This is a genomic window from Micromonospora sp. WMMD737 (assembly GCF_049179055.1).
GTDB classification, from domain to species: domain Bacteria; phylum Actinomycetota; class Actinomycetes; order Mycobacteriales; family Micromonosporaceae; genus Micromonospora; species Micromonospora reichwaldensis.
The window spans coordinates 3,995,925-4,009,195 of the sequence record NZ_JBMHMH010000001.1 but is presented as its reverse complement, the minus strand read 5'-3'; the positions used below and the strand labels follow the sequence as shown (position 1 = coordinate 4,009,195).

Annotated in this window: 11 protein-coding genes; 7 read left to right on the top strand and 4 right to left on the bottom strand. The window is 74.9% G+C overall.

What is annotated here, in order from left to right; translation table 11 throughout:
• Positions 1-10: 10 nt before the first annotated feature.
• Both ACN27A_RS17345 and guaA read left to right on the top strand, forming a co-directional pair.
• Positions 11-1,708 carry an FAD-dependent oxidoreductase gene (locus ACN27A_RS17345; RefSeq protein ID WP_421454680.1) on the top strand — a complete coding sequence of 566 codons (1,698 nt, stop codon included), beginning with the start codon at positions 11-13 and terminating at the stop codon, positions 1,706-1,708.
• Positions 1,709-1,865: 157 nt separating this feature from the next.
• Positions 1,866-3,422: a glutamine-hydrolyzing GMP synthase gene (gene guaA, locus ACN27A_RS17340; RefSeq protein WP_421454678.1), complete on the top strand. Its 1,557-nt coding sequence runs from the start codon at positions 1,866-1,868 to the stop codon at positions 3,420-3,422.
• Between the two features lie 7 nt (positions 3,423-3,429).
• Here guaA and ACN27A_RS17335 read toward each other — a convergent pair whose 3' ends face one another.
• On the bottom strand, positions 3,430-3,738 hold the full coding sequence (locus ACN27A_RS17335) for a PspC domain-containing protein (protein WP_357579179.1): 309 nt from the start codon (positions 3,736-3,738) through the stop codon (positions 3,430-3,432).
• A gap of 144 nt (positions 3,739-3,882) precedes the next feature.
• On the opposite strand from ACN27A_RS17335, the gene ACN27A_RS17330 reads away from it, so the two are divergent.
• The 3 genes from ACN27A_RS17330 (at position 3,883) to ACN27A_RS17320 (ending at position 7,162) form a co-directional block, all read left to right on the top strand.
• Positions 3,883-4,830 carry an NUDIX hydrolase gene (locus ACN27A_RS17330; protein ID WP_357579178.1) on the top strand — a complete coding sequence of 316 codons (948 nt, stop codon included), beginning with the start codon at positions 3,883-3,885 and terminating at the stop codon, positions 4,828-4,830.
• 122 nt (positions 4,831-4,952) lie between these two features.
• Entirely contained in the window at positions 4,953-5,879 is a 927-nt protein-coding gene (locus ACN27A_RS17325; RefSeq protein WP_421454675.1) for an NUDIX hydrolase, read from the top strand.
• A gap of 362 nt (positions 5,880-6,241) precedes the next feature.
• The gene (locus ACN27A_RS17320; RefSeq protein WP_421454672.1) at positions 6,242-7,162 is read left to right on the top strand and encodes a CDP-alcohol phosphatidyltransferase family protein; all 921 of its coding nucleotides are present in this window, start codon (positions 6,242-6,244) and stop codon (positions 7,160-7,162) included.
• Between the two features lie 66 nt (positions 7,163-7,228).
• On the opposite strand, the gene ACN27A_RS17315 is transcribed toward ACN27A_RS17320, so the two are convergent.
• From ACN27A_RS17315 to ACN27A_RS17305, 3 genes are all read right to left on the bottom strand, one after another.
• Positions 7,229-8,482: a phosphatidylserine decarboxylase gene (locus ACN27A_RS17315; protein WP_421454671.1), complete on the bottom strand. Its 1,254-nt coding sequence runs from the start codon at positions 8,480-8,482 to the stop codon at positions 7,229-7,231.
• Between the two features lie 177 nt (positions 8,483-8,659).
• Positions 8,660-9,427 (bottom strand): hypothetical protein, encoded by a 768-nt coding sequence (locus tag ACN27A_RS17310; RefSeq protein ID WP_421454668.1) that lies wholly within the window; start codon positions 9,425-9,427, stop codon positions 8,660-8,662.
• Positions 9,424-11,076 carry a PspC domain-containing protein gene (locus tag ACN27A_RS17305; protein ID WP_421454665.1) on the bottom strand — a complete coding sequence of 551 codons (1,653 nt, stop codon included), beginning with the start codon at positions 11,074-11,076 and terminating at the stop codon, positions 9,424-9,426. Before ACN27A_RS17305 ends, ACN27A_RS17310 begins: the two co-directional genes overlap by 4 nt.
• Before the next feature lie 171 nt (positions 11,077-11,247).
• Between ACN27A_RS17305 and ACN27A_RS17300 the strand changes: the two genes are divergently transcribed.
• Complete coding sequence (locus ACN27A_RS17300; protein ID WP_151455192.1) at positions 11,248-12,513, top strand: ATP-binding protein; 1,266 nt, start codon at positions 11,248-11,250, stop codon at positions 12,511-12,513.
• Positions 12,513-13,199, top strand: coding sequence for a response regulator transcription factor (locus ACN27A_RS17295; protein WP_311410756.1), 687 nt, complete (start codon positions 12,513-12,515; stop codon positions 13,197-13,199). The genes ACN27A_RS17300 and ACN27A_RS17295 overlap by 1 nt, the downstream gene beginning before the upstream one ends.
• The last annotated feature ends 72 nt before the right edge of the window (positions 13,200-13,271 follow it).

Here is a 13,271-nt window from a genome sequence, read left to right as displayed (position 1 = left end):
TGATGCGGTCATGCGGTACGACGTGCTCGTCATCGGGTCCGGCTTCGGCGGCAGCGTCACCGCGCTCCGGCTGGCCGAGAAGGGCTACTCGGTCGGGGTGCTGGAGGCCGGGCGTCGCTTCGCCGACGACGAGTTCCCGCAGACCTCCTGGCGGCTGCGGCGCTTCCTGTGGGCGCCCCGCCTCGGCTGCTACGGCCTCCAGCGGCTCACCCTGCTACGTCCGGCCGACCGGAAGGCCGGCGGCGGGGTGCTGGTGCTCTCCGGCGCCGGGGTCGGCGGCGGCTCACTGGTCTACGCCAACACCCTCTACGAGCCGCTGGACGCCTTCTACACCGACCCGCAGTGGCGGGACGTCACCGACTGGCGCGACGAGCTGGCCGGCCACTACGACCAGGCGAAGCGGATGCTCGGCGCCACCACGTACCCGCTCGTCACCCGCGCGGACCGGGCGATGCGGGCGGTGGCCGACCGGATGGGGGTGGGGCACACCCACCACGCCACCCCGGTCGGCGTGTTCATCGGCCGCCCCGGCCAGCGGGCCACCGACCCCTACTTCGGTGGCGCCGGGCCGGAGCGCACCGGCTGCACGCACTGCGGCGCATGCATGACCGGCTGCCGGCAGGGCGCGAAGAACACGTTGGTCAAGAACTACCTCTGGCTGGCCGAGCGACTCGGCGCGCGGGTGCACCCGCTGACGACGGTCACGGCCGTGCGCCCGGCCGACGGCGGCGGGTACGCGGTGCACACGGTGCGTACGGGGGCCTGGCTGCGCGCGCGGCGGCAGGTGATCCACGCCGACCAGGTGGTCTTCGCGGCCGGCGCGCTCGGCACCCAGCGGCTGCTGCACGCGATGAAGGCGGAGGGTGCCCTGCCCGCGCTCTCGCCCCGCCTCGGCGAGCTGACCCGGACCAACTCGGAGGCGATCCTCGGCGCCTCGGTGCCCCGCCGGCAGGCCCGCGCCCGGGGGCTCGACTTCACCGAGGGGGTGGCGATCACCAGCTCGTTCCACCCCGACCCGCAGACCCACGTCGAGCCGGTCCGCTACGGCCGCGGCTCGAACGCGATGGGCCTGCTCCAGTCGCTGCTGGTCGACGGCGGGCCGCGCCGGGTCCGCCGTTGGCTGGGGATCCTGCTGCGCCAGCCCGGCACGGCGGCCCGGCTGCTGTCGGTGCGCGGCTGGTCGGAGCGGACGGTGATCGCCCTGGTCATGCAGTCGGTGGACAACTCCCTGACCACCCGGCTGCGGCGCGGCCCGTTCGGCCGGCACCTGGTCTCCGGGCCGGGTCACGGCGCGCCCAACCCGACCTGGATCCCGGCCGGCAACCAGGCGGCCCGCCTGCTGGCCGAGGAGATCGGCGGTACGCCCGGCGGCGCCCTGACCGAGCCGTTCGACATCCCGATGACCGCCCACATCCTCGGCGGAGCGGTGATCGGCGCCACCCCGGCCGACGGCGTGATCGACCCGTGGCACCGGGTGTTCGGCCACCCGGGGCTGCACGTGGTCGACGGCGCGGCGGTCTCGGCGAACCTCGGGGTGAACCCGTCGCTGACCATCACCGCCCAGGCGGAACGCGCGATGTCCTTCTGGCCCAACAAGGGCGACGCGGACCCGAGGCCGCCGCTCGGTGCGCCGTACCGCCGGCTGGAGCCGGTGCCACCGCGCCGCCCGGCGGTGCCGGCCGATGCCCCCGGCGCCCTGCGCTGCTGACCGGGCCAAAAAGCGCATACATGCCTAATGGTTCCCGCCGGAAGGGCGGCGGCACGGCGGACCGCCCGTACGGTGGCCGACGTCACCCCCGCCGCGACGGCGGCGTGGGGGCGGACCGGCGGGGGACGCGGCGGCGTCGTCGGTAGGATTTGCTGCCATGAGCACGCCTCGCCCCGTCCTCGTGGTGGACTTCGGAGCCCAGTACGCCCAGCTCATCGCGCGTCGGGTGCGTGAGGCCAACGTCTATTCCGAGATCGTGCCGCACTCGATGCCGGTCGCCGAGATGCTGGCGAAGGACCCGGCGGCGATCATCCTCTCCGGCGGCCCGTCCAGCGTCTACGCCCCGGGCGCCCCGCAGATCGACGCCGGCATGTTCTCCGCCGGGGTGCCGGTCTTCGGCATCTGCTACGGCTTCCAGGCGATGGCCCAGGCGCTCGGCGGCACGGTGGCCCGCACGGGCAACCGCGAGTACGGCGGCACCCCGCTGCGTCCCCGCCTGCTCGACCCGGGCGTGCTGCTCCGCGACCTGCCGGCCGACCTGCCGGTTTGGATGAGCCACGGCGACTGCGTGACCGAGGCCCCCGAGGGCTTCACGGTCACCGCCGAGTCGGCGGGGGCGCCGGTCGCCGCGTTCGAGGACGTGGCCGGCCGCCGGGCCGGCGTGCAGTTCCACCCGGAGGTCGGGCACACCGCGCACGGCCAGGAGATGCTGCGCCGCTTCCTGTACGACATCGCCGGCATCGCGCCGACCTGGACGCCCGAGAACATCATCGACGAGCAGGTCGCCCGGATCCGGGAGCAGGTCGGCGACAAGGAGGTCATCTGCGGCCTGAGCGGCGGGGTCGACTCGGCCGTCGCCGCCGCGCTGGTGCACAGGGCCGTCGGCGACCAGCTCACCTGCGTCTTCGTCGACCACGGCCTGCTGCGCGCCGGCGAGGCCGAGCAGGTGGAGAAGGACTACGTCGCCGCGACCGGCATCAAGCTCAAGGTCGTCGACGCGGCCGACCGGTTCCTCGGCGCCCTGGCGGGGGTGACCGACCCGGAGCAGAAGCGCAAGATCATCGGTCGGGAGTTCATCCGGGTCTTCGAGGCCGCAGCGCGGGAGGTCGCCGCCCACGGCGACGTCGAGTTCCTCGTCCAGGGCACCCTCTACCCGGACGTGGTGGAGTCCGGCGGCGGCACCGGCACCGCCAACATCAAGAGCCACCACAACGTCGGCGGCCTGCCGGAGGACCTGAAGTTCGCGCTGGTCGAGCCGCTGCGCACGCTGTTCAAGGACGAGGTCCGGGCGCTCGGGCTCCAGCTCGGTCTGCCCGAGGCGATGGTCTGGCGGCACCCGTTCCCGGGCCCGGGCCTGGCCATCCGGATCATCGGCGCGGTCGACCGGGAGCGGCTCGACCTGCTCCGGCGGGCCGACCTGATCGCCCGCGAGGAGCTGACCGCCGCCGGCCTGGACCGGGGCGTCTGGCAGTTCCCCGTCGTGCTCCTGGCCGACGTGCGCAGCGTCGGCGTGCAGGGCGACGGCCGCAGCTACGGGCACCCCGTGGTGCTGCGGCCCGTCTCCAGCGAGGACGCCATGACCGCCGACTGGTCACGGCTGCCCTACGAGGTGGTGGCGCGGATCTCCACCCGGATCACCAACGAGGTGGCCGAGGTCAACCGCGTGGTGCTGGACGTCACGAGCAAGCCGCCCGGCACGATCGAGTGGGAGTGACCGCGCCTCACGCCGCCGGCGGATAGGTCGGCGGCGCCACGGTCGGCTGTGCCACCGTGGGCGGCGGGGCCTGCGCCGGGTGCGGCCAGGCGGGCGCGTCGGCCGGCTCCTCGGGCATCAGGAACCACATGATCGGGTACGCGAGCAGCGCGAGTCCGCCGGTGAGCAGGCCGGCGACCGCGAAGACCACCCGGACCAGGGTGGGGTCGACGGCGAAGTACCGGCCGAGGCCGCTGGCCACTCCGGCGACCATCCGGTCCGTGACGGGGCGACGGAGCTGCTTGTACGGGGGCTGGGGAGGGGCGGTGTAGGTCATGTCTCCACGGTCCGCGCCGGTCGTCGGGCCGTCCTCGGTGACCGCCCGGATCCCTACCCTGACCCGTCCCTGAGGCGCGAGCATTCAGTCAGGAATCTGACTCTTTTCGATGGAGGCAACCCGGGCCGGGGAGAATTTCCCCCCGTGACCACCATGCTGGAGCCGCTCCGCAGGATCGCGGCATACGCAGTTTGTGCTGATTCAGTCGGCCGGGTGTTGCTGGTCCGCGCATCGGAGCGCTCGGGCACCCCCGGCACGTGGTCGCTGCCCGGCGGGGCGGTCGACCACGGTGAGGACCCGCACCACACCGTCGTGCGGGAGACCGCCGCCGAGACCGGCCTCTCCGTCACCGTCGCGGGCCTGCACGACGTGCTCGCCGACATGCGGGCGCTGCCGGAGCGGGGCATCACCATCCACACCGACCGCCTGATCTACCAGGTCTCGGTCCGGGGCGGGACGCTCGCCGACCGGGTCGACCGGCCCACCGACCTGGTTCGCTGGTTCACCCCGGCGGAGGCCCGCGAGCTGCCGTTGCGGTCGTTCACCGCGCGCGCCCTGGGCCTGCCCGCCTCGTCCGCCGACATCGTCCCGGACGAGGCGCCGGAGTTCCCCTCGTTCTACGCCGTGCCCGGCCCCGACGGGCTGCACCGGGCCCAGCGCTTCGCCGCGTACGCCGTGGTGACCGACCCGGACGACCGGGTGCTGCTCACCCGCGTCTCCGACGGCTACCCGGGCGCGGGCTGCTGGCACCTGCCCGGCGGCGGCACCGACTACGGCGAGCAGCCCGGCGCCGCCCTGATCCGGGAGCTGGTCGAGGAGACCGGGCAGACCGGGCGCCTCGTCGAGCTGCTCGGGGTGGCCAGCCACCGGGACGCGGCCTCCCTCGGCCCCGAGGGCTACCCGATCGACTGGCACGGCGTCCGCGCCTTCTACCGGGTCGTGGTCGACAAGCCGGCCCCGCCCACCGTCGCCGACGTCGGCGGCTCCACCTGCGAGGCCCGCTGGTTCGGCCGCGACGAGCTGGGCGCCCTCCCCACCGACCGCCTGACCGAGGTGACGGCGGAAGCCGTCCAGGCCGCCCGCCTGGCCTGACCGCCCGTCCCCGGTTCCCCCTGTTCGTTGATCATGAGGTCGACCGGGCGGCGCGCCGGATCCGCTGCGGCTAGCCTCATGATCGACGGAACGGGTCGGCGCGGGCGGGGGAGTGCGGGCGGGTGGAACAGCGACGGCGGGTCGGCGCGTACGGGGTGTGCCGGGGCTCGGACGGGCGGGTGTTGCTGGTCCGGGGTTCCGCCCTGTGCCCGGTCCCGGGCGTCTGGCAGGTGCCCGGCGGAGGCCTCGAACACGCGGAGCATCCGGCGCACGCGGTGGTCCGCGAGTTCGCCGAGGAGACCGGCCTCGCGGTGGAGGTGACGGGGCTGCGGGCGGTGTCCGCCGACGTGACGACCTTCCGTGCCGCCGGCGTCGCGGTGCACACCGACCGCGTGGTCTTCGACGTCGTCGCGCGCGGCGGCGAACTGCGGCCGGAGCAGGCCGGCGGCACCGACGAGCTGGGCTGGTTCACGACCGACGAGGCGGCGGCGGTGCCGCTCATGCCGTTCACCGCCGAGCTGCTCGGCGTGCCCGTGTCGCCCCTGCCGTCCGATCTGCCTCGTTCGTCGGCGACCGAGCCCGCCGCCGCGCTCCCGTCCGACCGGAGGCAGCGCTTCGGGGCGTACGGCCTGGTCACCGACCCGGCCGGCCGGGTGCTGCTCACCATGATCGCCGACGGTTACCCGGGCGCCGGCCGGTGGCACCTGCCCGGCGGCGGGACCGATCACGGCGAGCAGCCGGTCGCCGCGCTGCTGCGCGAGCTGGTCGAGGAGTCCGGCCAGCTCGGTCGGGTGGTCGAGCTGATCGGTGTCGACAACCTGCACAACCCGGCCGCGCTGGGCCCGGAGGGGCGCCCGCTCGACTGGCACGGCATCCGGGTGCTCTACCGGGTGGCGGTGGACGCGCCCACGCAGCCGCGGGTGACCGAGCTCGCCGGCGGCTCCACCGCCCGCGCCGGCTGGTTCACCCCGGAAGAACTCGCCGGGCTGCCGCTGAGCGGGATCGCCGCACTGGCGCTGGCCAATGCGCCTACCGGCGAGCGTCCGTAACCGGACATCGGTGCCTCCGGCACCCGCTCACCGAGCCGGCGGAGACGGGGTCCGGTACATTCGATGTGGGGTTGGTGGAGGAAACGGGCGATGGAGCCCGAGATGGGAATAAGAGAGCGGTACGCGCGGTTAGACCAGATATGAGTACCGCCGGCAGCTATCGCCAACCCCCGTTCCCCTATGCGATGGTGTACTCCGCAAAACGGCTGCCGGGCCAGAAAGGTCCGGCACGAGACAGCCGGACGGCCGCCCTCGCGACGGTAAACCGATCCGGTGATGGAGGAAACGTGCCGAGAGCCCCATGGCGCCGGCGTCGTACCACTGACAGTCCGCGTCCCGCAGGGCGTCGTTGGGCGGGCCCGTTGCGCCGCAGCAGCACGCTCGCCCGGCAGGTGCTGCTGGTCCGGGTGGGGCGCCGCGACGGCGACCTGCACGCGACCAGCGACCTCTCGATGCCCGAGCACCGCTACGCCGACCGGCCGCGACGCCGCTACGAACTCACCCGGGTCGAGCGCGCCGACGTCGCCTCGATCGTCCCGGTCAGCCCCGCGCTCGGCCCCACGACCCCGGTCGACGACGACTCGACGATGTCGATCCCGCTGCTTCCGGGCGAGCGTACGGTCGCCCGCCGGATGAAGTTCGCGGTGGTCAACGCCTGCACACTCAGCAGCCTGATGCTCGGCATGCTGGCCATCTTCCTGGCCATGCAGGGCGAGGTGCGCGTCGCCGCGCTCTGCCTGATCGCCTGCGTCGTCTTCGACGGCCTCGACGGCGCGCTCGCCCGCAAGTTCGGCGTGGCCAGCCCGTTCGGGGCGCAGATGGACTCGCTGGCCGACATGTGCTCGTTCGGGCTCGCCGCCCCCGTGGTGGTCTACGCCTCGCTGGCCGGTTCGGTCTCCACGCCGGCCGCCGCGGTGGCCTGCGCCCTCGTGGCGGCGTGCGCGGCGATCCGGCTCGCCCGGTTCAACGTCTCGCCGAAGGACGGCCGGTTCTTCTGCGGCGTCCCCACCACCATGGCCGCCGCAGTGCTCGCCCTGACCGTCGCCATCGGGCTGCCCGTGCCGGGCATCGTCCTGGTCGCCGGCGTGGCGCTGCTCGCCTTCGCCATGGTCTCCAGCTTCCCCTACGCGAAGCTGGCCCGGCTGGTGAAGCTGCCGCCGTGGCTGTGGCTGGCCCCGGTGATCGGCGCGTTGATCGACATCCGGCTCACCTTCGCCCTGATCGTGGTCGGTTACCTGGTCAGCGGCCCGGTGCTCTGGCTGCGTCAGCGCCGCACCGCCTGACACACGTACGCGAGAAGGGGCACCGCGATCGCGCGGCGCCCCTTCTTCGTGTCGTCCGGCCGGGCCTCAGCGCCAGCGGGCGATGACGGTCGAGCCCCCGACGACCTTGTCCCCGGGGCCGACCAGCGGCTCCGCCGCGTCCGCCGGCAGGTAGACGTCGGTGCGCGAGCCGAACCGGATCAGGCCGAAGCGCTCGCCCCGGGCCAGCAGCGCGCCGATCGGCGCCCGCTGCACGATCCGCCGGGCGATCAGGCCCGTGCGCTGCGCCACGACCACCGTCCCGCGCGCGGTGTCCAGCACCGTGTACGCGGCCACGTTGTGCTCCGCCGCCGGCTTCATCGCGTTGACGAAGCCACCGTCGGCGACGAAGTAGTCGACCACCTTCCCGGCCACCGGGGAACGGTTGACGTGCACGTCCAGCACCGACAGGAAGACCGCGATACGCAGCCACTCGCCCTCGCCGAAGCGCTCGTCGTGCAGCCGCTGCACGGACAGCACCCGACCGTCGGCCGAGGCGACGACCGCCGAGGAGTCCTCCGGCACGTCGCGCTCCGGGTCCCGGAAGAAGGCGGCGACCGGGGCGGCGGCCAGGGCCGGGAGCAGCCAGAGCTTCGACTTCGGCCGGGTCGCCCGGGCCACCGCGGCCAGGCCCAGCGCGATGCCGGCCGCGGCCACCCCGTTGGAGTCGATGTGCATGCCACGGGTCAGCGGGACGCTGGACGGCCGGTACGCCGGCGCCAGCCGGGCCGCCGACGCGGCGTCGGCCGGGGTGTAGCGGAGCCGGTACACCCGCAGCGGCGGCGTGTTGCGCAGCACCAGGTCGACCCCGACGCCGTACAGCGCGCCCTGCCGGTCCAGCTCGGCGGCGGCGCCCGCGGTACGCCCCGGCGTCGCGGTCGTGGCCACGCTCAGCACCGCGCCGTCGGCGAGGTACTTCGTCAGGCCCTCGATGGCGGCCCGGGTCTCGTCTGCCGTGCCGGTCAGCGGCTCCGCGGCGACGACCACCGCGGCCGGCTCGGCCTCGGCGAGGGTGTCGACCACGCGGACCCGGTCGGCCACCCAGCGACCCTGGGCGGTGACGTGCTCCCGGAGGGCCGCCGGGGAGGTCGACCCGGCGGGCACCAGGGTGAGGGTGTCGCCGGGCAGCAGCGCGTCGATCGCCGCGGTCAGCACCGCGGACTCGGGCGTCGCGCCGACCAGCAGCGCGGCCTTCGGATCGTTGATCCGGGCGAGCTCGGAGACGAGGGTACGGGCGGCTCGCTCGCCGGTGCGGACCGGACCGGACCGGCCGAAGGTGCGCACGGCGGGGGACTGCGTCATGTCGGACGGACTCCTGACGGGTAGAGACGGGAATCGCGGCGGGACCGCCACGGCGGCGCGTCCGGCCGGCGCGGCGACCAGGTCGGTGCGGCGGCCAGGTCGGCGCGGGCCGGCCGGCGGAGGCGAGTTCTCCACGGCCAGCATAGGCCGCCGCCGACGACGGCCGCACCGCTGTCGTCAGCCGCGCGGGTGCTCCCCACCGGCCGGCGGCCCGTCGGTCCGCCGGGACAGGGCGTCCTCGTCGGCGGCCCGGTCCTCGACCGCCTCGGGTCGGACGTCGGTGACGGCCTCCGTCGGCCACTCGTCGGCCTCGTCCCCGGCCCGCAGGCCGCCCGTGCCCGGACCGCCCGTCGATGGCGTCTCCGTGGTCGCCCCGCCGGTCGACGGCACCTCCGCCGTCTGTCCGCCGGTCGTCGGCACCTCCGCCGTCTGTCCGCCCGGCGGCCGTCCGGCCGTCGTCGGTGCTCCGGTCGTCGGCGCGGAGACGTCCCACTCGGACCGCGTGCCCCAGTCGGTCGGCTCGCCCCAGTCGGAGCGCCGGCCGCCCCAGGCCGTCGGCTCGTCGGCCGGCGCGGGCCGGTCGAGGTCCCAGCGGGTCGGGTCGATCCCGGTGGCCTGTCGGTCCGTAGCCCGGCCCGCCGGATCCGCACCCGGCGGGGTGGAGACGGGCGCGACGGTGTCCGGGGCGACCGCGTCGGAGGCGGTGGCGCCGGTGCGGGCGGCGTCGGAGGGGGCGTCGCCGGGCGCGGGCGCGCCGCCGGACCGCCCGGAGCGCAGCGCGCCCAGCAGGCCCAGCAGGCCGATCAGGATCAGCGCGCCGGCCAGGAACCAGCCGACCGGCGGGAGGGCGAGCCCGAGCAACTGGGCGAGCAGCCACCACGCGGCGAGACCGAGGAAGATCAGCCCGAAGGCGAAGGACACGATGTCGGTGCGGTGGGCCTTCACCGGGTCACCTCCAGGTTGCCGGCGTTGACGTGGATGTAGAGGCGCAGCGTGCCGCCGCCGGGGCCGTCCGGACCCAGGTCGGTCGTCTCCCGCAGCTCGCCCGCCAGCCCGCCGGAGTGCTTGCCGAAGACGACCGCGTCGCCGGCGTTGACGTCGGCCACCGTGGTGACGTCGACGTTCGGCGGTACCACCACCGTGCACTCGCCGAAGTTGACGGAGACGGTGATCTCGGTGTTCTTCTTGTCGAAGTCGACCGCGCGCAGGTCCAGGACCGTGTCGCCGAAGCTGTTCTCGTACCGCAGGGCGAGGTCGCGGTGGTCGGTGGGCGCCCAGGTGACGTTGCCGTCGACGCCCCGGATCCGGTCGTAGGACTCGGCCACGGTGGCCACCCCGAGCGCGGCGGCGGCCACCACGCCGAGCGCGATGAGCCAGCGGGCCCGGCCGAACCAGGTGCCGACCAGCAGGCCGAGCCCGATGGTGGCCAGCGTGGCCGCGAAGTAGGCCGACGCCCCGATGTCGTAGACGTCCAGCAGGTCGACGACGGCGACCACGCCCAGGGCGAGGAAGATCAGCGAGAACGTCACCGCGCCGAGCGGGGAGCGCTCCTTCGGTCGCTTCGGCGGCTTCGGCGGCTTGCGCGGTGCGGGCGGCACGACGGTCTGCCCGGCGTACGGGCCGTGCGGGGCGAACGGGGGCCGGTAGCCCGGGGGCCGGGGCGGGGGCACCGGGTGGCCCGGTCCCGGTGCGCCCGAGGTCGCGGCGGGCCAGCCGGACGTGGGCGCTGCCGGGGGCCAGCCGACGGTCGGCGTACCCGCGGGTGGACGGGCGGGCGGGGCCGGGGCGGCCGGCGGCCAGGCGGGCAGCTCGGCGGTCGGCGGGGGGACCGGGGCGCTCCAGGCGGGCTGGGCGACGGCCGCCGGCGGGGCCGGGACCGGGCCCGCCCCGGGGGTCACGGCCACGGTCGGCGGGGCCGCGTACGCGACCGGGGCGGGATGGGTCACCGGTGGCACCGGCCCGGGCGGGGCGGTGGGCGCAACGGGCGGGACGGGGCCGGCCGGCGCGCCCTGGGCGGCCCTGTTGTCGCGGTTCAGCAGCAGCGCGCCGCCGATCAGGATCGTGGCGCCGAGCAGCACCGCCCGGAACGCGTCCGTGACGATGTAGCCGAAACTGATCGCGACCAGGATGCTCAGCACGATCACCGTGACCGGGGACATGCTGGACCGGCCCCGGCCCAGCATGGACTCGACGGGAGAGGCGCTGTCCCCCTCGCCCGGGATGATCAGCCACGCGGTGACGTAGACGAGGATGCCGATGCCGCCGAAGAAGCCGAGCACCGCAAGCAGCACCCGCCAGAGGACCGGGTCGGTGTTGGTGGCCCGGCCGATGGCGGCGCAGACGCCGGCCAGGTAGCGGCCGTCGCGGGGACGCACCAGGCCGTACCGCGAGGTGAAGCCGGCGCCGCCGAACGACGGCTGCGGTCCGGGACCCGGCCCGGCGCCCGGCGGCGGTGGCCCGCCCGCGTCCCCGGCGGGGGGCGGCGCGGCCACGGGGGGCGGCGCCGCGGAGCCGGTGGGCGGTGTCGCGGTCGGCGGTGGCCCGCCCGGCTGAGCGGCCCCGGGATCGGCGGGCTGGGCAGCTTCCTCGGTCATGCCTCGATCCTGCTGCCCCGACCCGCCGGGCGGCCTCAGGACCCGACCCTGACCCCACCCTGAGATCCCGGCGGCCCGAATGTCGGGGGCGTCCCCGTGGTCGGGGCCCGGTGCCGCGTGTGACGATCGATCCGACGCCGGAAACGGACCGTCGCCCGCTCCGTGCCCGCCGTGACCAGGGAGTCTCCGATCAGCGCCGTGACCCAGCCGCCCCGCCTCTACCGCGCCCCCGAGCACCGGATGGCCGCGGGGGTGGCCGCCGGCATCGCCGACCACCTCGGCATCTCGGTGCTGCGGGTACGGGTCGCCTTCATGGTGCTGCTGGGGCTGAGCGGGCTCGGCCTGCTGCTCTACGCGGCCTTCTGGGCGGTCGTGCCGCTGCGCCCGGGCGACACCGCCGTGCCGGCCCGCCGGGACGTCGCCCAGCTGCTGCCGTTCGTGGCGATCGGCCTCGGCGTGCTGCTGGTGCAGGTGATGGTCTTCGACTCGGTCGGGGCGGCGGGCACCGCCGGCTGGCTGGTCGCGATCATCGCGGTCGGCGCCGGGGTGATCTGGCACCAGTCGGCCCCGGAGCGGCGGCGGCAGTGGGGCGACTCCATGCCGGTGCCCTGGCTGGGCGCGGTGGTGGAGGAGAGCGACCGGCGGGCCTTCGTGCTCCGGTTCATCGGCGGCGGGGTGCTGGTCGCGGTGGGCATCATCGGCGTCGCCGCGGTCTACTCCCCGGCGCAGAACTTCGACGCCGTGCTCAACGGCGTGATCTTCGCCCTGGTCGGGCTCGCCGGGGTCGGCGTGGTGGCCGCGCCGGTGCTGTGGCGGACGTACAACCAGCTCCGGTCGGAGCGCGAGGGGCGCATCCGGGAGCAGGAACGGGCCGAGCTGGCCGCCATGGTGCACGACCAGGTGCTGCACACCCTGGCCCTGATCCAGCGCAACGCGAGCGACGTGAAGACCGTCCAGCGGCTCGCCCGGGGGCAGGAACGCTCGCTGCGCAACTGGCTCTACAAGCCCACCGGTTCGCCCACCGAGCGGTTCGCCGCCGCACTGGAGCAGGCCGCCGCCGAGGTCGAGGACACGTTCGCGATCACGGTGGAGGCGGTGGTGGTCGGCGACCGGGAGACCGACGAGCGGGTCGGCGCGCTGGTGGCGGCCGCCCGCGAGGCGCTGGTGAACGCCGCCCGGCACGCCGGGGTGCAGACCGTCTCGCTCTACGCCGAGGTCGAGCCGGATCAGGTCAGCGTCTTCGTCCGGGACCGGGGGAAGGGCTTCGACCCGGATACGGTGGAGGATCACCGGCACGGGGTCCGGGGCTCGATCATCGGGCGGATGAAGCGGCACGGCGGCCGGGCGGAGATCCGCTCCGAGCCGGGGGAAGGGACCGAGGTCCGGTTGATCCTGCCGATCACCCGCGACCCGGCAACGGCGGAGAGGGACAAGTGATGACCGAGCAGTCGATGGAACCGGTCGAGGGGGCGGCTGCCCGCGCCGAGCGGCTGCGGGTCTTCCTCGTCGACGACCACGCCATGTTCCGCGCGGGGGTCCGCGCCGAGCTGGGCGCGCACGTCGAAGTGGTGGGCGAGGCGAGCACCGTCGCCGAGGCGGTCACCCGGATCGCCGCCACGCTGCCCGACGTGGTGCTGCTCGACGTGCACATGCCCGACGGTGGTGGCCGGGCGGTGCTGGAGGCGATGCGGCGTACCCACCCGCAGGTCAAGTTCCTGGCGCTGAGCGTCTCGGACGCGGCGGAGGACGTGATCGGGCTGATCCGGGCCGGTGCGCGGGGCTACGTCACGAAGACGATCTCGCCGGAGGAGCTGGCCGCCGCGGTCCGCCGGGTGGCCGACGGCGACGCCGTGTTCAGCCCCCGGTTGGCGGGGTTCGTGCTGGACGCGTTCGCGGCCCGTCCCGACGCCCCGGTGGCCGACCCGGAGCTGGACCAGCTCACCAACCGCGAGCGCGAGGTGCTGCGGCTGCTCGCCCGGGGGTACGCCTACAAGGAGATCGCCAAGGAGCTCTACATCTCCATCAAGACGGTGGAGACGCACGTGTCCAACGTGCTTCGCAAGCTCCAGATGTCCAACAGGTACGAGTTGTCCCGCTGGGCGGCCGACCGCCGGCTGGTGTGATCCAATTCTTTTCCCCGTCATATGGGACGGAACCGACGAATGCGGCCCACAGGGGCTGACAAGCGATCAACT